Raw genomic sequence first — 23,472 nt, forward strand, 5'->3', positions numbered from 1 at the left:
GGATCAGTTAAATTGTGTGAGATCGGGTCATAAAACAACGAGAAAATTAATATTAACCAACTAATCGCTAGCACCCAACGGACGCGGTGCCAACTTTGTTCTGGTACCTTTGACAGCATCACTTTAACCCCCTTTTGTTCCATTGTGGGAAACCAGTTCAGGCATTGGCAGTACCGGTTTGGGGACTTTATATAACAGCTAGCACTAAAACCAATCCTGAGGATGAGCATTACCCGTCTTTGGGTATAATCTGCTCTATAAGAATAGCAAGAGTTAGGTCAATCTTTTTTAGCTTTGGTTTGTTGGCAACCTAACTAGCGCCATTGCTTTTGAATCACCAGTTAGTTACTTATCTGGTTGAGTCCACGCCTTTTATGTCGCAGTGCCCGAATTGTTAACATAACGTTACAAAAACCAACCAGATAGTTCTAATCTGATGGTTATAATTCTACAGCTTGGTAGAGATAAGTAGTCGGACAAAAGTTTTGGGTGCTGTATAAAGTTTTGTAAATATCGACCAAACCTTTTGGTGTAAAGGTTACAAGGATTTTACAGTTTTTGAGACAGTACCGTTTATTTATGTCCGACTACTTAGCCGTACTTGCTGTCAGAAAGAAAATTACTTGGAATTGCTCGAAAGTACTCTTAGCTGTACCTGATTTGGTTGAGTAAGTTACCCTTTTGCCAGTGGTGAATGGCTTATAGGTTATGGAGAGCTTTTTTCAAAGCTTTCGGTGGTCTCTGTCTCTGTTGTCTCAATCATCAGCAAAAACTGCTCCCACTCGAATGGGTCAGGGATAAATTACCTCTTTCTCCCTCTCGTCAACATCGGTGTAACTAGGTCTAACCATTAAGCGTTAATAGACTAGCCGTCAATCACCAATTACGCCGTTGCCTAGTTAGCATAGCTTGGGCAACTCCTTAATTGAGTTTATAGATAGATCTCAACAGCTCCCAGGAGTGAATCCACAAACTAACCGAATCTTTACCACGAATCATAATATGCACCCTTATGGTTATCTGAATAAAAGCTTTTTAGGTTTGCTTAGCTTCTCAGATAGTTTACCAAAGTATTCCACCAACTAACCCAAAAATTTTTCTAAATTTGATTCCATTCCTGGTAACCCTAATATAGGCTTGGTGTAACTCTTTGTCAGTAACCGATTCAGGAGTCTGATCCCCCTTGGGCTAAGGCATGGTGATAATCAGGAATTGCATCTTCCTATTCCTGAAGTGCAAAAACCCCCAATCCCCAGTTTTCCTAAGCCGGGAAATGGGAATCGCGAGTAATTAAGGAAAGGGTGCTTGTTCTCCCCATTAACTGTAGCTTTTGATACCAATAATCTCTAGGGATAGCAATAATCTATATTTGATCATCTAGGGAGTGTCATCAATTAAGCCAGATAGCAGGAATAGTACCTCAGCCGATCTTAGGGGATTTTGTCTGGATTGATAATAATGGTGATGGACTCCAAAACCTTGGTGAATTGGGTCTCAATGGTGTGACGGTCAAGGTTTATAACCCAGGTGCTGATGGTCAACCTGGTGGCGGGGATGATAGTCTAGTTGCCACTACAGTCACTACCAACGATGTGGCTGGTAATCCGGGTTTTTACTCCTTTTCTGGCTTAGCAGCAGGAAACTATTTCTTAGAGTTTATTGCCCCATCTGACTATGAAATTGGTTTCCAAAATGTGGGCAATGATGACACGATTGATTCTGATGCTGATCCAACTACGGGATATACCGAAGTGTTTGCTCTGGCTACATCGGAAGACAAACGAGACCTGGATGTGGGGATGATTGCCCTTCCAGTTACATCTACTGGTGAAGTATCAGGTACTCTCTACCAAGACGACAATCCCCAAAACGATACTTTTGACAATGGTGAATCTACCTTACCGGCCAACATTACGGTAGTACTATACCAAGACGTTAACAATAATGATGTTATCGATGCTGGTGATACTCAACAAGCCACTACTGATACTGATGATAGTGGCAATTACAGCTTCACCAGCTTAGAGCCAGGGAAATACATTGTCCAAGTCGATACCAACGATACTGAGATCCCGGATGAGTTGATGTTAGGAACCTCTAATGATATACCGATTGAGGTGACTACTACTGCCGTTACTGACGTTAACTTTGGATTTGATGTTGAAAGCCTCCCCAACGTGATACTGGTCAAACGTATTACCGCTATCAAGCGCAAAGACAGTAATGTTTGGGAATCGTTACCCACATCTGGCTCACCTTTTGTTGATGGTATTGATAGTCCTGGTACTGACAATCACGTCGGAAGCGTACGTGCTCCTGACGATAATGACCCTAACTGGCCCAATCCCAATATTTATCTGCGGGGATTAATTAACTCTGGCACAGTGATGCCAGGGGATGAGTTGGAATATACTGTGTACTTCCTTTCCAATGGCAGCAATTACGCCAAGAGCCTGCGTATCTGTGACCGAGTTCCGGCAGAAACTACTTTTATTCTGGATGCCTTCAACCAAACTGCTGGGAACCCAGCTAGTGATGTCGGCATTGCCTTGTTCGAGAGTACCGATCCTTTACCCACCAGTGGTTTAGCTGAGCCGAACATCTATCTAACTAATATCCCCGATAGCGATCGCGGTCGCTATTACTCACCAGGGACCTCAGTGCCCGCAGCATGTAATGTACCTGTCAACCAAAATGGAGTTGTGGTTGTCGAAGTCGGAGATGTGCCCGAAGCTACGGCACCAGGAGAACCGCCAAATTCCTATGGGTTTATCCGATTCCGGGCTCTAGTGAAGTAAACTGTTACCCCGTCAGTTCTCTGGAATTGCCTGACTATGATAAAAAGAGCAGGCTCGCAGAGGAACTAAATTATGATAGCTAGTACAGCTACTTACGAAGTTACCTGGGAAAAGTTACCTGATGATTTCGTTCTTGACGACGAACCAGTGGATAATATCAATCAACCAGCCCTGGCTGCTGCTCTGACACAAAGTTTGGAAATTGCTGGCAAACTACCAGCTAATGCTCTGACTACGACCAATTATGGCATCTGTGCCACTTTGAATGGCAAAATCGTGGTCAAAGCCCCAGATTGGGGATATGTCCCATCGATTCGAGTACCCAGAGAAGAAGTTAAACGTAGTTATACCCCAAGACTTCAAGGGGATATTCCTACTATTGTCATGGAATTTCTCTCAGATACTGAAGGTGGCGAGTATTCCAACAAGCCAACCTATCCTCCGGGCAAGTGGTTTTACTACGAGCAAGTTTTACAAGTTCCCAACTATGTCATTTTTGAGCCAGACACTGGAGTAATAGAAGTCTATCGGTTAGATGATTCAGGACGTTATCAACTCCAACCACCCGATGGCAATAACCGTTATTGGATTGATGAAATCAGCTTATTTCTGGGTATCTGGCAAGGAACTAGGGAAAACCGAACTGGTTACTGGTTGCGTTGGTGGGATCAGCAAGGAGAACTGTTGCTATGGGGTTCGGAGTCGGTCATCCAGGAACAGCAACGAGCTGAACAGGAACGGCAACGAGCTGAACAGGAACAGCAGCGAGCTGAACAGGAACGGCAGCGAGCCGAGAAATTGGCAGCGCAGCTAAGAGCAGCAGGCATCGAGCCAGAGGGATAATTCCTCAACTGGAATATCATATCGATTCCGGTAGCATTGCTCTTTTCAAGCTTGGGTAATTGGTCATTGGTCATTGTGATTACTTTAAATCCATGACTTATGGCCGATAAATGGAAAAAATAAAAGCCAACGAAAAATTAATTAACACTTAACCAACTAAACATTTCAGCAACGGATAATTGCCAATCTTTAAGACTCTCTAAGACAGGTAAAATTTCTTGATCTGATTTAATCTCTGGCAATTGATTCGGTTGAAAGATCATCACTGATTCATCGTCAGGATCAATTAACCAGCCTAATTCTGTTCCCTGGTTCAGACAAAACAGAATTTTTTTGATCACTTTATTCGCAGATTGTTCAGGAGAAAGAATTTCGATTACCCAATCAGGATAAAGCTCAAATTTATTGGCAATTCTTCCTTTTTCTGTTTTCGGAATACGATTCCAACTAAATACTGTAAGATCTGGTACAATAGAACGTCCCCCAAAAGTACATCTTAATTCAGGGAAAGCATGGGCGATTTTTTTCGGTAAAACAACTTCATTTATCGCTGTACCAAGACGAATTTGTAAGGTACTATGTTCTCCTTGAGGCATAGGTTTTTGTTGAATTTGTCCATTGACATATTCACTAGCAGGTTTGGTTTCAGGACGTTCTAAAAATTCCGCCAGGGTCAACGTTTGTCTAATTTGATTAACAGCAACCATTGATGACCTCCTGTTTCTTAGATTTTAACTGTTGCTGGATTCAGTTCCAGTCATGCTCACCAGAAAAGCGATGCTCGGTACGAGCCGCTACGCGAACGCATCCTACACGATCCGTTTACTCTTTCAACCAATCAAATATCTCACCCACCTTAAGCTGCACTGCTTCGGCAAACTCTGGCACGGGCAACACCACCTCTAAGTTCTCAAACAGTTGCACGGATTTATCGGCACTATAGACAAATATCAAGGACTCTTCCGGATCCAATAACCACCCCATGTTAGTACCGTTGTCGAGACAATGGAGAATGTTGCGAATGACTTTGGTTTGGCTCTGCTTGGGGGATAAGATCTCGATGGTCCAATCTGGATGTAGATTGAACGAATTGGCCACTTGGCCATCATGATCACGAGGAATCCGTTCTGTACGAAAGACGGCAACGTCTGGGACAATTGATCGCCCACCAAAGGTACACCGCAGTTCGGGGAATGCCTGGGCAGTTCGCTCTGGCTTTAAGGCCAGTGTTAAAGCAAAACTCAATTCCCGTTGAAGGATGCTGTGCTTTCCTTGAGGCATAGGTTTTTGTTGAATTTGTCCATGGACATATTCACTAGCAGGTTTGGTTTCAGGACGTTCTAAAAATTCCCCCAGGGTCAACGTTTGTCTAATTTGATTAACAGCAACCATTGATGACCTCGTTTTTCTTAAATTTTAACTGTTGCTGGATTCAGTGAAGTACTGAAATGCTTTAAATTTCCTGGCACTTTCCCTCTCTGAATTCTTGCCTTGCTTGTTTAATTAGATGATCTAGCTTGCCAGATTCAAAGTCTTCCTCAATTTGCTTATCCCATAGAGATTCATAGAATTCATCAAGCCATTTAACCAGATCTGTTAATTCTCCCGTAGAGAGTTTCATTACTGCTTCTTTTATTTCTGCAACACTCATAAAATTCCATCGCCTTTATCTACTGCATCACTAATTATAATAGTGATCTCCCATACCGCCAAATTGGGGAAGGGATGCAGGGTAAACCCAATAATCAATAAGGCTCTTGTTAAAACTATTAAGATAAATTGCAATAGCGCTGATAATCAGGTCTTAATATTATCCTAATCCTTGCCCTATATTACATTTTAGCTCAATTTTTATGGCGCTTACCCTGATAACTATAGCAGTGCTAAATGACAATAATTACCTAAGTACAAAGAATTTTACATTCACTACTAACGACACGCCCTAGGTTTTAACTACAGCCAAAGTTCCAGTCACCATTGGCAACTTCATGATTCTGGGGTCCAGACAGTTTGATCCCCTTGCCCCCAAAAGCCATCATATTTGGTAACACAAACATCACCTAAAACCTTAGTCTGACAGGCTAAACGGCGATTTGCTGTCGGAGAATGGGGTGGAAGCGATCGCCTAGCTTTATCTTTCCAATTTGCCTGGGATACTTCCCCGTCTATCTCAACCGCACAGGTACCACAGCTGCCTAATCCTCTACAGTTAATTAGTTTAGCGTTGCCATTGTACAGGGCAACCCCATGGTCTAGTAACACCTTGCGCAGATTACTGCCCTGGTCACATTCAAAGCTTTTTCCTTGTGCTGTTACTTTAGACATTATTCAAGATTACTCCTTATCTGTAGCTTATTTTTTAATACAATTGGATGCAGCTATGTATAGTGTTGTGAACAGAGCCAATGTGGCAATATATCAAGGTGGTCTTATTGTTTGATGGTTCTAGATAAGCTGCGTTTATAAATATCTAGATTTTAGATACTTTGGTCTAGTCCTCTGTCTTGATGCAAAGCGCGAGTGGGGGAAACCACGGCAGTTGCTCATGGGGGGAACCACGGCAGTCGCTCATGGGGGAAACCCCCTTTGGCGGCGCTGCCTCCCCAAGACCGCACTGCCTCCCCAAGACCGCGCTGCATCGCTTGATACCCTTGATCTATCAAGGCTTAAGAGATGGGTAACCTTCCTACACTGCTAAGCGCGGGTAAATGTCGGAAGGTTATCTGCATGCCTTGCCTTTGACTAAGCTTTAGGCCATCAAAGCTTACCCTTAACTAAAATTTACATTTCTTTACCATAAAGTCAACTATTCTAACTGCCCATGACTTCAACAGCTTCTCACCCCATCTGGATTTACGATACAACGCTACGGGATGGTGCCCAGCGTGAAGGAATCTCATTGTCTCTAGAAGATAAGTTACGCATTGCTCGGCAACTGGATGACTTAGGTATTCCCTTCATTGAAGGAGGATGGCCAGGGGCAAATCCGAAAGATGTGCAATTTTTCTGGAAGCTCAAAGAAGAACCTCTCAAACAAGCAGAAGTAGTAGCCTTTTGCTCAACTCGACGGCCAAACATGTCCGCTGCAGAAGACCGGATGCTGCAAGCTATTTTAACTGCAGGAACGCGCTGGGTGACTATTTTTGGTAAATCCTGGGATCTTCATGTCACCGAAGGGCTGAAAACTAGCCTAGAGGAAAACCTAGCCATGATTCGGGATACTATAGAATACCTCCGTAGTCAAGGGCGTCGGGTGATTTACGATGCAGAACACTGGTTTGATGGCTATAAAGCCAATCGAGAGTATGCCCTCAAAACCCTGAGAGCTGCTAAAGATGCGGGTGCAGAATGGCTAGTACTGTGTGACACCAACGGTGGCACCCTACCCGATCAAGTTAGTCAAATTGTTAGAGATGTAGCTAAAGAGTTGAAGGTTGGAAGGTTTAATGTTGAAAATGAGTTGAACGTTCCTATGTTAGGAATCCATACCCATAATGATTCCGATACAGCCGTTGCTAATGCGATAGCTGCGGTATCTGAGGGAGCCTGTATGGTTCAAGGAACGATTAATGGTTATGGTGAACGCTGTGGTAATGCCAATCTCTGTTCTGTGATTCCTAACTTACAGTTGAAGCTTGGTTATTCCTGTATTCAGGATAATCAGCTGGCCAGACTGACCCAAGCTAGTCGTTTAATTAGCGAGATTGTCAATCTTGCTCCCAATGACCATGCTGCCTTTGTCGGTCGTTCAGCCTTTGCTCACAAAGGTGGTATCCATGTTTCAGCGGTGGCAAAGAATCCTCTGACTTATGAACATATTCAGCCAGAACAGATTGGTAACCAGCGTCGGATCGTAATTTCTGATCAGTCGGGACTGAGCAATGTCTTAGCAAAAGCCCGTAGTTTCGGTCATGACCTGGATAAAAAAGACCCCGCCTGTCGCCAAATCCTGGAACGCCTCAAAGATCTAGAAAATGAAGGGTATCAATTTGAAGCAGCGGAAGCCAGTTTTGATTTGTTAATGCGGGATGCTTTGGGATATCGAGAACATCCCTTTGAACTCAAAGGCTGTCAGATACATTCCGATATGCTACAAGGGGTCAGTAAACCCTACAGTAATTCTGTGGCAACCATTAAAGTATCTGTTAACAACCAGGATATTTTGGAAGTAGCAGAAGGGAATGGACCAGTGTCAGCCCTTGATGCAGCGTTGCGCAAAGCCTTGGTGAAGTTTTACCCAGAGATTGCGGCTTTTCATCTAACTGACTACAAAGTGCGAATTCTGGATGGTGCTGCTGGCACATCGGCTAAGACAAGGGTGTTAGTGGAATCGAGCAATGGAGAAGAGCGCTGGACAACTGTGGGGGTTTCTAGTAATATTCTCGAAGCGTCCTATGAAGCTGTGGTGGAAGGCATTGAGTATGGTTTGCTGTTGGAATCTTCAGCAAAGACACCATTGAGCCATTCCCCAGCCTTGAAAGAGCGGTAATTAGAGCACTAATTAGTAATTAATTTTTGCTATTTGCGCACTAACGTGCTACCCAAAGTAGACTATCTAGCTTAGCCTTGGTGAGAACCTCTTGGGGAGGTAACTTATGATAAGGTCCTTCCCAGTTAAAGGGTTGATAGACGTATAGGATCGAGGAATTTTCCTCAAAGGTACAAATCACTTTCCCAGTGGACCCTTCCTCACCTGGCAAGCAGTCTAGTTTCTCGTTTCCAGGAGTGGCTGAGTAGGCTATTCCTACCTTCACATCCTTTGGACCAGGGATGCGATCGCTTAGTATTGCCATCCTGCCGATTTTCTGCTGGGAGATGTCGGCATCGATTTCCACTACGAGGCTATCTTGCCAGTAGGCTCTGAAAATATCGTAAGTTTCCCCTTCAGCAGAGGTGGTTTCTTTTTTTACGGTATAACTGGGCAAAGCACTCTTGATGGTATCAGCATCAAAGTTGCTAGTTTTGTTGAGTTTGCCCAAACCTTCCGGAGTCAGCCTGAGACTGGACTTAGTTTCAGGCGGCGAAGGTTCCTTGGCGCAAGCGCCCAGGATACTCGTGAGTAGGACTATGCTGGTTAGGGTAAACAGTGTTTTTCTATACAATCTTCTTAAAGAGTTTATGTCAACTAGTAATTACATTAGTAAAGATTAAGGATGAAGGAGGAATGTCTTCATGAAACTTTACAGTATAGAAAATATATTTGATTTATCTTGCTAATAATAACTGTCACTGATCACTATTCCAATAGCCTCAGACAAATTACAAATTGATCCAAATTAGTACTCCCTTCAACCAAGGTAAATATATACCTTTTAGCTGATGATTGAAATTATCAAAAAAATCGTTTATATTTTAGCATTTTTATCTATAGGATTCTCCTTAACAGAAATCTACCTATCTTCTAACAAACTATGGAAACGTAAACATGATAATCAAGTCGCTGAAAGTGTATCGGTAATGGCTGAACTGATGGCTATAATACCTGGTTTTTTATTTGCTTTGAACTATTTGTTTGAGAAGCAATGGCAAGGTTTTTTTGACACTATAATCTATATATTCATGAGTATATTTTATGTGTTCGTGGGAATAAAATTCTGGGTAGAGGGTGAGAGAAAAAAAGGGGTATGGAAGCTAATCAAGCAAGCACTCAAATCTGAAAAAGAAGAGGTGGGAGATTTGGCAAAATCATTTTTTAAACCTTCCGGAGCCCAAAAAATTATCTATATTCTTAGTCAAATAGCTCTAATTGATGAAGATTTAAATCCTCAAGAAAAAGAGTTTATCGAAACCTTTGCGAAAAATTGGAACATAGATTTTTCCTGGCAAAATTTAACCGACAACCGAAAAGAAGGTGCCAAGAAAAACTTCATAAAGTTGCGTCAAGATGTAGTTGATTATCTAGCTACTTCACCCCCACATAAACAAGTATCTCAACTCAGGGATGTTGTCAATGCATTAATTAATATTGATGAGGAAGTTTCTGAACAGGAAAAACTAATTGTAGCTGAACTCAACGGTCTTTTTTCGCGATATCTAGGGGAAAAATTAGATAATGAAATTTATCGGGTAGTCATTGTTCCCCAAAGTGAACAGCAAGAGGAAGTGATTGAAACGTCTTTACCAGAATTATCGCGGTACTCCACTAAAGGAGGATTTGCCTATCAGACAAATTCTTATTACTCTAAGCAATACGCACAGATAATTTGCGATCAGTATCGCAGTCTCAATCTGATTAGCTTCGTGACCACAATTGACCAAATCCTTGTTTCTTCGTGAAGCTTACTCTCACTAAAAATAAGCAATCAGTAAGTTAGTAGTGCTTCTTGCTCTATCGAGGGGTGTGAACAGCCAATTTATTGACGGTGATAGAGACTTGTTGTCGGGAGGATATCACTTATGCAGAGCATTTTTACTAGACCAATAATAGTTATTATATTATAACATCTAGTTTAGCGGCTTTTCCGGACTTACTATTCCAAACTGTTAGTTAAAACAACTTAAAAGATAGCTATCCCTTGATGTTATACTTCAAGCTTATAAACTAACGGGAAATAATTGCAAAAATTATTGTGTACCAATAGTTTTAGACATCATAGGAATAATTTACCATCATAGGTAAGGAAAAGCCTTAAATAATCGGTCTATTGGCTTGCTGTTTAACAATTTCCAAAAGATTGGCGCTGCGCTGACGGGAGCTTGCTAGCTGGTCATGGGATGCTTTCAATTCTGCACGGTATATTCCCTCAAGGGTACTGAGTTTAGTCTCATATAGTGTTTTTGCCTGACGTTCAATGTCAGCCTTGCTAGCATCTAGTGGTACTTCAAGCCTAATCAAAAAGGAACCACTGCTCTTCTTTTCGATAGCTTGGATTGATAGGTATTCCTCACCGTATTCTTCCCTCAGCTGTTGAAAGGAAAGCAAAAAAGCTTTCCAGTCAATACCATTACTGAATGTCAGGTCAACAGTTTCCAACGCTTTGTGAAACAGACAACTAAAATCTCCTGGGGCAAAGTTGTGAGTTTCATTCCTAGGGCGACGTTCAATGAATTTGTCTTGTGTATAGTCATATTTTAGATAAGCATACTCACAAATCACATGCTTGAGCTTCGTGCCCTGATTAATTTTCCAATCTTCCAGACAAGCTCCGGTAAAGATTACTTCAGTAAAATTACAGTCTAATGCTTGAGTCCTAATCAGGTAAGCTTCCCTTAGGTCAGCCTTGGTGAGGTTAGCTTCGCTCAAATCAGTCCCGCTCAGGTCAGCCCCGCTCAGGTCAGTCTTAGTCAGGTCAGCTTTATGGAAGTTAGCTCCACTAAGGTCAGCTTTGCTGAGGTTAGCTAGGCTCAGGTCAGCTTTGCTCAGGTCAGCCCAACTGAGGTCAGCACCCCTGAGGTCCGCCTGGCTTAGGTCGGCATTTCTAAACTCAGCTAGACTGGGGTTAGCACCACTAAGGTTAGCCCTGCCAAGGTAACACCCACAAAGGTCTGTTTTGCTGAGGTTAACTCTACTGAGGTTAGCCTTGTAGAGGTTAGCAGAGCGGAGCTTAGCTTTGCAAAGGTCAGACTTGTAGAGGTTAGTCTCAATTAGGTTAGCGCCGCTGAGGTTAGCCTCGATCAGGTTAGCCTTGTAGAGGTTAGCAGAGCGGAGCTTAGCTTTGCAAAGGTTAGCCTGGTTAAGGTTAGCCTTGATCAGGTTAGATAAACAGAGGTTAGCCTCAAGGAGATTAGCCTCGCTGAGGTTAGCCCCTCTGAGGTTAGCCACATTGAGGTCAGCTTTGATGAGGTTAACCCGCCTGAGATCAGCCCTACTGAGGTCAGCCCCTCTGAGGTTAGCCTCACTCAGATCAGGCTCTAGGTTAGGATTCTCCCTCCGCCACTGATTCCAGGCATCTATCCCTCGTTTGAGCACAGCCAAATGCTCTTTGTCTGCCATGATGCAATTCGATCCCACAATACAAAAAAACGCCAACAATAGGGCAGCGTCATGGTTCCTTCTGCTTGATCCTAGTCGTGTCGGCACTATCCAGTCCACAGGTATTAGGGTCTGAATATATTTGTCTATACGGATGCTATAGGCACCCTTATATCTAACACCATACCCAGTTATCCCCAATCCTTCCGGAAATTTTTTAGATGAACTACCACAACTTGCGATCGCTTTACTAAGGGCGGGAGTCCTAAGTAGCGCTTACTTCTGAGCAAAGCGCGAGATCCACGTTATGGTGTTAGCTGATCTGACAAGTTTTTTTCTTGACAGCATTTCTGGTATTTAAAATTTCATCATAATAACTAATTATTAGTGGTTCAATTATGCTGAATTATAGCATTAATAAAATAGGTGATGTACATATTTTTTGGATTTTCGGAAATAGGCAATAGGTAATAGGAAATCTCAGACTAGGTAACTCATAATAGGGAACATAGAAAAAATCCTCTTTACCTCATGAATAGGAATAGCGGTATATATCAAGAATTAGAGATAGCATTTCTAAATAGATTATGAAAACCAATCCTTTGTCTTGAAGCAAAGCGCAAGTGGGGGTAACCCCCCGTATTAAAGCACTGCATCCCTGGATCAGTAAACCAAAAAGTCCTAGGATATCTTGACACTCTTCCGTGATCCGAAGTTCCTTGATCCGAAGTCTTGATGCAAAGTGCGACTGGGGGAAACCCCGATATTAAGACGCTGCATTGCTTTTTCTATCAATCCTAGGTTTACATCTAAACTAAAAATGCTATAGGAGTATTGAAATAGTTTTTTTACTGTTGATAAAAAAAACCTGGACTACATCTTACTGAAACAGTATAGCCTGATTACCGCTGGGTTTGTTGATAAAGTCTCTGTTTCTAGACTCTAGAAGAGCGCAATGCATAAAGAAAGATTATAATTCAACTAGTAATCACCAAGATTTTCTGATGGCTGACATCACACTAGGAGATTTAATCACATTGATTTTCCGAGAGCTGACTGACACATTGGAAGAAACAAGTGATCGGGGTAGTGATCGGGGTGGTGAACCATTGAAGTTACAGGTCACTGATGTGGATGTTGAGATTCCTGCCCATCTACGCCTGCAAACTGACCCCCAGTCTTTACCAGAACAGTCACGTAGAGTGATAGTTACAATGCCATCAGCTCGTGAAACAGAACGAGTTGGTAGTAATGGTCGTATCCGAATCACTATAACTACTGATACCGAGTTGCATTCAAAGAGAGTAGATTAGTTGGATACGGAGATACGGAGATAGGGAGATAGGGAGATAGGGAGATAGGGAGATGGGGAGATGGGGAGATAGGGAGATTGGCGGAACAGAAAGTTGTACGTTTGACCGCAACTTTGTATGAACAGAAAAGGTAAAGGCTAAACTATTCCATGTATAGCAGTTCTCAATTGGGTGAGATCCCCCGCCCTTGGGGTTAATGGAACTAGCGAGTAGGGAAGTCAGAAGAGGGAACTTCGGATCGATGAGTAATGATGAGTCAGTAACAGAGGATAACCAAGAATGGCAGTTGGCAGAATTGGTGGATGCGATCGCATCGGAAATTGACTATGCGGAAGATACTCTCTCCCTCAAATCCTATGCTCGTGGTAAGTCTTTGGCTATCAAACAGCTAAACCTGGATTTGGAAGTAACAGTGCGTCGTGGTCAAGATGGGGAAATTTGGTTTCGGACGGTTGTTGATCCCAAGGAAAATGGTGCTACTGTTCTCAAATTGGATTTTACCCAGGTACTACAGAGTCAGTTGCATGGGGTACGTAAGGCTCTAGACCAACCAGTAGATAACCGTCCTCTGGCTACGTTACCAGATATTACTGATGCTGAGATCAAACAACTAAATGCGATCGCAATTTACTCCGTTGATGACCTAGAGCGCTACACCCAAACCCCAGCAATGATCGCCGAAGTTAGCCGCAAAACTGATCTTCCTGAAGCACGGATTCGGATGTGGCGACAACTCCCATTTTTGACTGAAGTGAAACCAGCCAAATCCCCGCCAGGGAGTAGTGTGGTGATTGAAGGGGGTAATTTTGCTTCTGTGCCTTCACCCGATGCTATAGTTTTGTTTCAGGGTCAGCCAGCCCAAATCATCAGTTGGAGTGAGTCCCGCCTGAGTGTGATTATGCCCCAAGTCAGGGGTGTTGGTTTCCTATTTGCTGTGATTGATGGTCAAACTACCAATACTCTTCCTTGGGAAGCCACTACTATTGATTTATTGGTGCGTGACATTATCCTAAATCCCCCATTACCAGTAGCAGGGGATTTAATTACATTAGAAGCAGATCTAATTAATCAAGGAAGTAGCCCTTCCGGTTCTTTCCAAGTTGAGTGGACTATCAACAATCTATCTGACCTTAGTCCCCATGGCACCTTACAACCGAATCAGCGATCGCAAGACAGCAGCATTCGTCATCAACTTAGGTTCAAGGCTGGCTTCCATATCATCCGCTTCACGGCTGATCCACAACAACAACTCCCGGATATCAACCCAAGCCACAACACCTTTACCAAAAAGATTTGGGTCAGATCCCGCCAAGAGCTTACCATTGCTGATTTTCGTCCGATTAAGACCCTTGACCCTTTGCTTAACCCAACCCTAGGACCAGCGGATGTATTGAGTCTGGTGTTCCGGGGTTTATGTCGTTTTAATTCCTTACGTGGGTTGCTGGTTCCCGATCTTGCGGTCAAGTGGAAGCTAGAAACTGTAGACAAAATCACTAAAATCCTTTATTTCCAGCTTCATGACAACCTACGTTTCCACGATGGCACCCCTCTAACAGTTGCTGATGTTGAGTTCACTTATCAGGTACTACGGAAAATTGACTCACCCTGGCGCAAAGTGGTTTTGACAAGCATCAGGGATATCAAACTGGTAGATCAAAAAACCATTGCGTTTACATTACAGTCTGCCCCCCAAAGGTTTGCCTCGCAATCCCATCGCCTCAGGGAAATTGATTCAATTGAGCCTGTAGCCAAACCTCCTATTGATCCCCAACTTTTAACTTTGGGAATTGTACCGCGCCATGGTTATGGTACAGAACACTTTGGGATAAAGCCGATTGGCACTGGACCATTCCAAGTTGAGACCTTCGGTTCTAGTGGCATCGAGTTGAGTGCTTTTCCAGACTATTGGCAAGGCACACCACGATTTGATCAAATTGTCATTCCCGTCATCTGTGATCACAACCAGCTCATCGATATGGTGCTAGGCCATAAAGTCACTGCAGCAGTAATACCCTACTCAAAAGACCTGGCCAAGACCTTGAGGGAAAACAAAGAATGGACTGTCGTGCCTCTTAACCAATCTCAGCCACAGTTACTACAAGTACAATCGACTAGGATTCAGGAGCGGATGCCCAATCGTTTCAATACAAACTGGAATGCTCATCTGTGGTATGGCACTTCTCCATCAAGTTAGGTACTTTTGTTCTGGGTTGGAGGGAGTCGGGAGTCGGGAATCGGGAATCGGGATTAGCAATGCCGCGCGCTCTTGGAAAGCCAGATAACTATGAGAAACGCTATATAACGTTACGATTTATTATCGCTCCCCCTTGGGTTTAGATAACGTACAAATTCCATAACACAAGTCAAATCTACCGGATTTCACTTGAAAATTTGCTAATCTGTTGAGGTGCAAATCAGCTCAAAAACGATTCGAGTGTCTAAGAGCTGTATTATTTTGAATGTTGCAAAACCCTTGAGCTTATTTTGATGGGAATGCCATGACTAACTTGCCTGAGCCTCTGCCACCCAATCAGCCTGAACATAGTAACAACGGTACCGCCAAGAACTCAGCCAATGGTCATTCACCACCATCTCCTCCCCAAACTCAAGAGGAGCAACATTTATCTACCTTGCCGTTGTCAAACCTGCCCAATAAACCAACGATTGGATCCGTTACTCCTGCCAATCGCTCCGTAAGCCTAATTATTCTCACTGCGATCGCTATCATGATTTTTGGGGTAGTGATTGATAACTTCTGGATTGGGATCTCCGGAGCTACTGTGGCGTTGCTGGTTTCACTGCCAGTGATTTTACCGGTTCTCAAACAATGGCTTACTGATTTGTTGCCACCACCACAAAGAATCAAAGTTATTGCCTCGATCGGAGTGGTAGCAGCAATAAGTGGCTTACTGAAATTTCTTGGTGTTTACCAAAACATCAGCCATTGGTTGGTTCAAATTAAATGGGATGAATTTGGGTCATGGGCTGAATGGGTGGGTGCTTTGGGACAGATTTTGATTGCCGTCCTAGCAGTATTCATTGCTTGGCGACAATACGTCATTTCCAAAGACCTGACCATCCAGCAAAATATGATTACTCAGCAGCAAACCATTGATGCTTACTTTCAGGGAGTTTCAGATCTAGCCTTAGATGATCAGGGATTGCTAGAAGATTGGCCCCAAGAGAGGGCATTTTGCGAAGGAAGAACCGCTGCTATTCTCAGTAGTGTCGATGCCCATGGGAAAGCTAAAGTGCTCAGATTTTTGTCCCAAGCCCGTTTACTGACTCCCCTCAGACGGGATAATCATTTAGGACGCCCCATGTTGGATGGGTATGGCGGATACCAAGAAGACCGAATTTATGGTATAAGGGTTATTGATCTGAATGTAATGTTAGCTGGATCAGACCTGAGTTATACAGATTTGCGTTGGACAGAACTCGGGGAAGCTAATATGGTCAGAGCGAATCTCAGCTTCTGTGACTTAGTGCAAGCGAATCTATCTCGCACTGTTTTATATGAAGCCAACCTCAGTGGTGCTGACCTCAAGGGAGTCCGCCTATTTTATGGTTCAGTAGAAACTGCCAGTCCCCGCAGTCGTACCCATCCCCCTGACTATCGCACTGGAGCTTACACCGGTGCAGTAGTTGAAAATGTTAACTTCACCGGTGTCCAGCGGATGGATGAAAAGCAGCACTACTATTTCTGTGCTTGGTGCGGTGAAAAGTCAAGAAAAACAATCCCAGGTGGTTGTCAGGGAATTCCTAATAAATTAGGGCGTTAGAAGGTCGTCTGTCAGAATGCAGAATGTAGAATTAAGAATTTAGAATTCTACATTCTGCATTCTACATTCTTAATTCAAAAATGTTGAAGAACGATGAACCCAACCTATTCCCTGGTTATTCCTGTATATAACGAGGAAAACAGTATTTCAGAACTGTACCGACGCATCAGTACAGTAATGGATCAGTTAGGGGAGGTGGAGTTAATTCTAGTCAATGATGGCAGTTGCGATCGCTCTTTAGAGCTGATGCGAGACCTTCATCAAAAAGACCCAAGGGTATGTTACCTAAGTCTTTCCCGTAACTTTGGTCATCAAATTGCTGTCACTGCCGGTCTAAATTTTGTGCGGGGTCAAGGGATTATTGTCCTAGATGCTGATTTACAAGACCCACCAGAGGTGATCCCAGTGCTAGTGGAAAAATGGCAGCAGGGTTATCAAATCGTTTATGCTCAGCGCACCCAGAGACGTCGTGAAAGTTGGTTAAAGCGCTTTCCCGCTTACCTATTTTATCGCTTACTGCGCCGTCTAGCCAATGTCGAGATTCCCTTAGATACGGGGGACTTTTGTTTAATGGATCGACGGGTGGTTGATGTACTCAATGCCATGCCAGAACGAAACCGTTACGTGCGGGGATTGCGTTCTTGGGTAGGGTTGCGGCAAACCTCTGTTTCCTATGTACGTGACCCCCGCTTTGCTGGTGAGATCAAGTACACCATTCGTAAATCCCTAGCCCTAGCAGTAGATGCACTGGTTTCTTTTTCTAAAGTGCCATTGCGAATCGCTACTTATCTGGGATTATTAGCAACAGCGATCGCGCTATTGATGGCAGGGTTAGTGCTTTACTGGCGGATTTTTGAACCGAATTCTCCTGTTACTGGGTTTGCCACCATTATGATTGCAATTTTCTTTTTGGGAGCAGTGCAGTTAGTATCTATTGGTATTTTAGGGGAATATGTAGGACGGATTTATGAAGAAGTTAAAGGCAGACCATTGTATGTTTTATCAGAAGTGAGGGGGTTTGGGTCGGAAGGACGATCAAAGTAAGCTATCAGCTATCAGCTATCAGCATAGGCTTAGGTTTTTTTAGTCAGTTTTTTCTATACCTTTGGCGAAGATGCTATCTTTTTTTGTGACACCCAGCCTAAACCTAAAAGAGTAAGTCCTATAACCGTGCCAGGTTCAGGTACACTTGCTGGTGGTTCATTTTCTACCCGCCTAAAACCCACTGTCTCTGGCAATTCTCCATCTACCTCGAACAAAGTAAATAAGTCTCCGAAAATACTTGGACCACTAGCAGGATTAAACCTAAAATCTTCTGTAGCCCAACTTAGCCGGCCCTCTCCGGCCAGGATTGACCATACAGGCTCTTTCGTAGAATCCGCCTTGGTATAGGTTCTATTGTTGAAAAAAAACTCAATTTCATCGACTGGATAAGTTAAGTTTACTACGGTAATACCAGGAGGAACAATAAATTCACTCCGGGTTTCATTGGCGTCATCATAGCTGAACTTACCCGATGACCCTGCTGTTGAAAACTCATAGGTAATGGTAATAGCTTGGGCAGGATTAGTTTCAATAACTGCTAGGCTTAAAGCCGCACCAGTAGTGAGTAGTGCTAAGTGGCAGATCCTTTGTCCATTAAACATTAATTGAACCCTGTAAATTATTTGTTGATATTACTTAAATTTAAGTAACCAAATTAATTCTATACCAAGGCTCATAATACTTAAGCAACATTACAGAAGGTTTAAATAAACTTTACTGAAAAATAATTAAATGCTATTGTGCATAACGGTTGATACTATACCAATAGAGAATAGGGAATAGGGACTCGCACCGCTCCCTACTCCCTACTCCCTCGGTGCGCTTTCCGTAGGCGAATTAAATTCGCCACGGGTCGCACCGCTCCCTACTCCCTACTCTCTTTGCTCTATGACTGAATTTGCGTCTTTCAAAACTCAACTAGCTGCTTCAGCTCCCCGTTTGTTTGAGCTAATTGATAGTTTTAAGCAATCTAAGGTACTGGTCGTTGGTGATTTAACTCTTGATGAGTTTCTCACAGGTGAAGTGGAACGAATTTCACGAGAGGCTCCAGTATTAATAATACGTCATGAAACCACTCGTCAAACTCCTGGTGGTGGGGCAAATGCTGTTTATAATCTCGCTAAGCTGGGAGCAGAGGTAAAGGTAGCTGGGTTTTTGAGTAAAGATCCTCAAGGGCAAGTTCTGCGGACGATGTTTGAGGAGGTGGGGATTGATACTAGTGCGATCGTGATTGATCCAGACCGACCAACTGTGACGAAAAGCCGGATTGCTGGTCATGCCCGTCAGTCGGTGACTCAGCAGATTGTGCGAATAGACCGCAAGTCAGATGAATTGCCCGACCGGGATAAGCAGTTAGAGTTGGCAGCACAAATACGACAGCATTTAGGTGAGGTGGATGCTGTGGTTTGTTCTGATTACGGAGATGGTGTGTTTACACCACCAGTGATTGAAGCGGTTTTGTCTCACGACCGCACCATTGTAGATACTCAGAAGAATCTGGACCGTTATCATGGGGCTAGAGTTTTTACTCCTAATCTGCCAGAAGCGGAGCGAGCAGTGGGGTATGGGATTAAGAGTTTTGAGGATTTGTTGAGAGCTGGTAGAGATTTGTTGGCACTGACTCAAGGGGAAGAAATTCTGATTACTCGTGGTGAACAGGGCATGAGTTTGTTTGGTCGTGATGGTAAGGTTGAGCATATCCCAGCGTTTAATCGCACCGATGTATTTGATGTAACTGGTGCTGGGGATACGGTGGTAGCAGCCCTGACCTTGAGCTTGTGTCTGGGGGCTTCTTACTGGGAAGCAGCGGTTTTGGGGAATTTGGCCGCTAGCATTGTGGTGCGTCAGTTTGGTACAGCAACTACTAGTCAGGATGAGATGAAAGAGGCTTTACGAGGGTTATTGGAGCTTGAAGCATAAACTATCAAGATAGGACGGGAGCGTGAGAACCCCTACCTTTTAAGGCTTTTCATTCACTAAATGCTCGGAGTAATTGAGTGGTAGTTGCTAAAAATTGAGTTTGCTCGATGTATCTAATACCCCTTGAATCATAACCTGCTCGAAAGTCCTGAATGCGATCGCGTAGCGTAGCCCTTCGGGCTAATCGCCTTTGGCGCGGCTGTGGCCTTTGGCCACGCTGCGCGAACGCCGATCGCGTAATTTGTCTTAACTAGGTTTTAGTTTCAATGTAAGCATTCAGCCATCAGCTATCAGCTAAAGGCCTTTGGCCACGCTACGCGAACAGCTGATGCGCTACTTGAGATGCTAGCAGGCGCTTTAACTGCACGGGGTCGGTACAGAAAAACAAGCAGGGATTTTCAAGCAACTGTACCAGCACCCCCCTAGCTTATTTACTATCTCCCTTTGATTATCTGACAGCTGACGGCTGATAGCTGAATACTTACGTTTCAATTTGCTTAGAAAGCGAACACTCTACGGTTATTTTAAGATTACTTTTAGCAGTCCCTTTGGTAACATAAAGAATCCCCAGCACATTATTGCTTATTTGTCAATCTAATTTAGATGCGAATGCCGCAGAACTTACCCTGCTTTCTTCAATAGGTAAAGATTTATTACGAAACTAAGAATTTCTGCCTAAAGTCAACAGATTATCTTGGAGAATAAATAGGGAGCATCCCAGTTTTGAAAAACTATACCAAAGCGCTGTGTGAGCGTGATTATACCGCCCACATATAGCAGAAGTCAGAAGTCAGAAGTCAGAAGTTCAGAAGTCAGAAGTCAGAAGTCATTTGAGAATAACATGTTTTCTCGCAATCTCGCCTTGATCATTGGTATCAATAACTACACAAATGGCATTTCTCCCCTGAAAACCGCCGTAAACGATGCTAAACAACTAGCAGAAATTCTCCGCATCAAGCATGATTACTTCGTCTGGGAATGCCTAGACGAAGTGGCAACTCTTTCTAACTTTAACAAATTTTTATCCCATACCTTACCCGAACAAGTTACTGAAAATGACCGCTTATTATTTTACTTTGCTGGTCATGGCGTCGCTCTCAATGGGGATGATGGTCCGGCGGGTTACTTAATTCCTCAAGATGCCAAACTGGGGGATACTAATAGTTATCTGCCCATGACGAAGTTGCATGATGCTTTAATTCAATTACCCTGTCGTCATTTCTTGGGTATCCTGGACTGCTGTTTTGCTGGTGCTTTTAAATGGTCCAATACTAGGGATTTATTAACATGCCCAGAAGTAATTCACAAAGAACGATACGACCGTTTTATTACTGACCCAGCCTGGCAAATCCTTACCTCCTCAGCCTCGGATCAAAAAGCCTTAGATAACTTTACTTTAGATAGCGAACGCGGTCAAGTCGGTAATCATTCCCCTTTTGCTAGTGCATTATTAAACATCCTTGAAGGGGCAGCAGATATAATTCCTGGTGGCCAACAGGGTAAACCGGCTGGAGATGGGGTAATTACAGCCACAAAATTATATTTATATTTACGGGATACAATCGAAATTGCCACAGAAAAATGCCGTTTACGACAAACCCCCGGTATATCCTGTTTAAATAAGCACGATAAGGGAGAATATATCTTTCTTTCTCCCGGACATGAACTTAATTTACCCCCAGCACCACCATTAGATCTCTCACAAAATCCCTATCAGGGTTTAAACTCCTTTGACGAGAAACATAGTTCACTGTTTTTCGGGAGAACATTACTAATAGAAAAGTTAGAAGATTTTGTCAAAGCTAATCCCTTCACAGTGGTGTTGGGTGCTTCCGGTTCCGGTAAATCTAGCTTGGTCAAGGCCGGATTAATTCCCAAACTACGGCAAAATAATACCGAGAAATGGTGTATTTGGCCAACCCTCCGTCCTGGTGAGACGCCCTTGGAAGTATTAAATAATGTGCTATGTAATGCGACCTTACCAAAAGTAGAGCCACAAAACCCCCAGCATAATCTGGCAATCAGCATTGATGTTTGGGCAAAAAATCACCCCAACTCTAAGGTATTACTGTTTATTGACCAAAGCGAAGAAATTATTACACTCTGTCAAAACTTAGATCAGCGTAAGGCGTTTTTCCAACAGATACTCACAGCCATAAATGCCCATGGGGATAAATTACGGGTAGTATTAACCCTACGGTCTGATTTTGAACCCCAAGTCAAGGATGCTGGCAAAAGGAGTGTCGGGGAAGAACTTAACTGGGGACGATTTATTGTACCAGCGATGACACGAGGGGAACTGCGAGAGGCAATTGAGAAACCTGCAGAAGCACGGGTGATGTATTTTCAGCCCCAGGAATTAGTAGAACAATTGATTGATGAAGTGGCGGATATGCCCGGAGCATTGCCCCTGCTGTCTTTTGCCTTAAGTGAACTGTATCTGAAATACTTAAGGCGACAACGGCAGGCACAATACAGCGGTATTACTATTGACCGGGCCTTGACTGAGGAAGATTATCTTGAATTGGGGGGAGTTATGCAATCACTGACTCAAAGGGCAGATAAAGAGTATCATTTGCTCGTTCAAGAAAATCTCGCTTATGAGCAAGTAATCCGTCATGTCATGTTACGGATGGTGGCACTAGGTGGAGGAGAATTAGCCCGTAGGCGCGTACCGTTATCAGAATTGGAATATCCCCCCGAGAAAAATGATTTAGTTAAAGAAGTAATTGAGCGCTTTACCAATGCACGGTTACTGGTGAATGGAGTTGATGCTGTACGCAATCCCTATGTGGAACCAGCCCATGATGCTTTGGTCCGGGGTTGGCAAAAGCTGCTGGAGTGGAAGCTTGAGAATGAGGAAAATTTACTTCTACAACGGCGGTTGACTCCTGCGGCGGTGGAGTGGCAAAGTGTTAAAAGCAAAAAACAATCATCCGGTTTTGAAGCCAAGACTGAAGCTGTTATTAATTGGTTGAATCGGAGACTTGACCTTGCTGAAAACTTTCTTAACAAAATAAACACCCTCGAAAATACGAACTTGGCTCGATTGTGGCAACGGAAACCGGATATACAAAAAGGTTCGAGAAATAAAACCGTACAATTTCTTTGGAATGCCAATCCTTATCTTGATGTATTGAATCAAGAACTCAATTCTGAGGACAACTGGTTTAACCAAGTAGAAGTTGAGTTTGTGCAGCGTAGCGTCAGGCAAAAAAGCTTAAATACTCGTCGGAATTGGATTGTTGCGATCGCAGTTATGGTGGGGTTAGGTACAGGTTTAGTATTATCGACTTATTTTGGCAATCAATCTCGTAAACAGGCAATTAACTCAGACTTAGTAGCAAAAGCTGGCAATATCAAGTATTCTGTATCAGTAAAACCTACTACAGAATACTTGCTCCAAGCTATTGAATCAACCGCTAAAATTCAAGATTACCAAAAATCCTTGCAACCAACAGTGATCAATGAAATTAATTCTAGCTTATTGGCAGCCTTAGATAAGGTTCAAGAAAGGAACCGTTTACAAGGTCATACTAGTTCTGTCAAGAAGATCGCTTTTAGTCGAGATGGCAAACAGATTCTCAGTGGCAGTGACGACAACACAGTGCGTTTGTGGGACACCGAAACCGGTCTTCTAATCCATACCTTACAAGGTCATACTGATACTGTCACTGAGATCGCTTTTAGTCGAGATGGCCAACAGATTCTCAGTGGCAGTGACGACAACACAGTGCGTTTGTGGGACACAGAAACCAGTCAAATAATCCATACATTAGAAGGTCATACAGATTGGGTCACTGATATCGCTTTTAGTCGAGATGGCCAACAGATTCTCAGTGGCAGTGACGACAACACAG

At 43.3% G+C, this 23,472-nt stretch carries 17 protein-coding genes; 10 read left to right on the forward strand and 7 right to left on the reverse strand.

Going from position 1 to position 23,472, the window contains the following annotated elements; all coding sequences use genetic code 11:
* Positions 1-1,427 precede the first annotated feature (1,427 nt).
* Positions 1,428-2,798, forward strand: a complete 1,371-nt coding sequence (locus tag AC4II3_RS19335) for an SdrD B-like domain-containing protein (protein ID WP_488029199.1) — start codon at positions 1,428-1,430, stop codon at positions 2,796-2,798.
* Between the two features lie 72 nt (positions 2,799-2,870).
* Complete coding sequence (locus AC4II3_RS19340) at positions 2,871-3,641, forward strand: Uma2 family endonuclease (protein WP_488015987.1); 771 nt, start codon at positions 2,871-2,873, stop codon at positions 3,639-3,641.
* A gap of 137 nt (positions 3,642-3,778) precedes the next feature.
* Here AC4II3_RS19340 and AC4II3_RS19345 read toward each other — a convergent pair whose 3' ends face one another.
* The 4 genes from AC4II3_RS19345 to AC4II3_RS19360 form a co-directional block, all read right to left on the reverse strand.
* Positions 3,779-4,348, reverse strand: a complete 570-nt coding sequence (locus tag AC4II3_RS19345; RefSeq protein WP_488015985.1) for a Uma2 family endonuclease — start codon at positions 4,346-4,348, stop codon at positions 3,779-3,781.
* A 115-nt stretch (positions 4,349-4,463) separates the two neighbouring features.
* Positions 4,464-5,033 carry a Uma2 family endonuclease gene (locus AC4II3_RS19350; RefSeq protein WP_488015983.1) on the reverse strand — a complete coding sequence of 190 codons (570 nt, stop codon included), beginning with the start codon at positions 5,031-5,033 and terminating at the stop codon, positions 4,464-4,466.
* A 61-nt stretch (positions 5,034-5,094) separates the two neighbouring features.
* Positions 5,095-5,292: a hypothetical protein gene (locus AC4II3_RS19355; protein WP_293022475.1), complete on the reverse strand. Its 198-nt coding sequence runs from the start codon at positions 5,290-5,292 to the stop codon at positions 5,095-5,097.
* Between the two features lie 335 nt (positions 5,293-5,627).
* Positions 5,628-5,966: a 2Fe-2S iron-sulfur cluster-binding protein gene (locus AC4II3_RS19360; RefSeq protein WP_488015980.1), complete on the reverse strand. Its 339-nt coding sequence runs from the start codon at positions 5,964-5,966 to the stop codon at positions 5,628-5,630.
* Between the two features lie 496 nt (positions 5,967-6,462).
* Between AC4II3_RS19360 and cimA the strand changes: the two genes are divergently transcribed.
* Complete coding sequence (cimA, locus tag AC4II3_RS19365; protein WP_488012532.1) at positions 6,463-8,130, forward strand: citramalate synthase; 1,668 nt, start codon at positions 6,463-6,465, stop codon at positions 8,128-8,130.
* A gap of 40 nt (positions 8,131-8,170) precedes the next feature.
* On the opposite strand, the gene AC4II3_RS19370 is transcribed toward cimA, so the two are convergent.
* Positions 8,171-8,743 carry a DUF1131 family protein gene (locus AC4II3_RS19370; protein WP_488012534.1) on the reverse strand — a complete coding sequence of 191 codons (573 nt, stop codon included), beginning with the start codon at positions 8,741-8,743 and terminating at the stop codon, positions 8,171-8,173.
* A gap of 217 nt (positions 8,744-8,960) precedes the next feature.
* Here AC4II3_RS19370 and AC4II3_RS19375 point away from each other — a divergent pair, with 217 nt between their 5' ends.
* Positions 8,961-9,917: a hypothetical protein gene (locus tag AC4II3_RS19375; RefSeq protein ID WP_488012536.1), complete on the forward strand. Its 957-nt coding sequence runs from the start codon at positions 8,961-8,963 to the stop codon at positions 9,915-9,917.
* 352 nt (positions 9,918-10,269) lie between these two features.
* Here the strand turns inward: AC4II3_RS19375 and AC4II3_RS19380 are convergent, their stop codons facing one another.
* Positions 10,270-11,574, reverse strand: a complete 1,305-nt coding sequence (locus tag AC4II3_RS19380) for a pentapeptide repeat-containing protein (RefSeq protein ID WP_488012538.1) — start codon at positions 11,572-11,574, stop codon at positions 10,270-10,272.
* A gap of 983 nt (positions 11,575-12,557) precedes the next feature.
* On the opposite strand from AC4II3_RS19380, the gene AC4II3_RS19385 reads away from it, so the two are divergent.
* The 4 genes from AC4II3_RS19385 to AC4II3_RS19400 all read left to right on the forward strand — a co-directional run bounded on the left by AC4II3_RS19385 (position 12,558) and on the right by AC4II3_RS19400 (position 17,692).
* On the forward strand, positions 12,558-12,866 hold the full coding sequence (locus AC4II3_RS19385; RefSeq protein ID WP_488012540.1) for a hypothetical protein: 309 nt from the start codon (positions 12,558-12,560) through the stop codon (positions 12,864-12,866).
* Between the two features lie 241 nt (positions 12,867-13,107).
* Positions 13,108-15,060 (forward strand): ABC transporter substrate-binding protein, encoded by a 1,953-nt coding sequence (locus AC4II3_RS19390; protein ID WP_488012542.1) that lies wholly within the window; start codon positions 13,108-13,110, stop codon positions 15,058-15,060.
* A 304-nt stretch (positions 15,061-15,364) separates the two neighbouring features.
* Positions 15,365-16,648, forward strand: coding sequence for a pentapeptide repeat-containing protein (locus AC4II3_RS19395; RefSeq protein WP_488012544.1), 1,284 nt, complete (start codon positions 15,365-15,367; stop codon positions 16,646-16,648).
* Positions 16,649-16,741: 93 nt separating this feature from the next.
* Complete coding sequence (locus AC4II3_RS19400) at positions 16,742-17,692, forward strand: glycosyltransferase family 2 protein (protein WP_488012546.1); 951 nt, start codon at positions 16,742-16,744, stop codon at positions 17,690-17,692.
* Positions 17,693-17,745: 53 nt separating this feature from the next.
* Here AC4II3_RS19400 and AC4II3_RS19405 read toward each other — a convergent pair whose 3' ends face one another.
* A complete protein-coding gene (locus AC4II3_RS19405) occupies positions 17,746-18,294 on the reverse strand; it encodes a PEP-CTERM sorting domain-containing protein (protein ID WP_488012548.1) in 549 nt (182 codons plus the stop codon).
* Between the two features lie 286 nt (positions 18,295-18,580).
* Here AC4II3_RS19405 and AC4II3_RS19410 point away from each other — a divergent pair, with 286 nt between their 5' ends.
* Together AC4II3_RS19410 and AC4II3_RS19415 are read left to right on the forward strand one after the other, a co-directional pair.
* Positions 18,581-19,612 carry a bifunctional heptose 7-phosphate kinase/heptose 1-phosphate adenyltransferase gene (locus AC4II3_RS19410; RefSeq protein ID WP_488012550.1) on the forward strand — a complete coding sequence of 344 codons (1,032 nt, stop codon included), beginning with the start codon at positions 18,581-18,583 and terminating at the stop codon, positions 19,610-19,612.
* Positions 19,613-20,453: 841 nt separating this feature from the next.
* Positions 20,454-23,472 (forward strand): nSTAND1 domain-containing NTPase (locus AC4II3_RS19415; RefSeq protein WP_490722868.1); only part of this gene is annotated, 3,019 nt, incomplete at its 3' end.

This window comes from Moorena sp. (genome assembly GCF_982860115.1).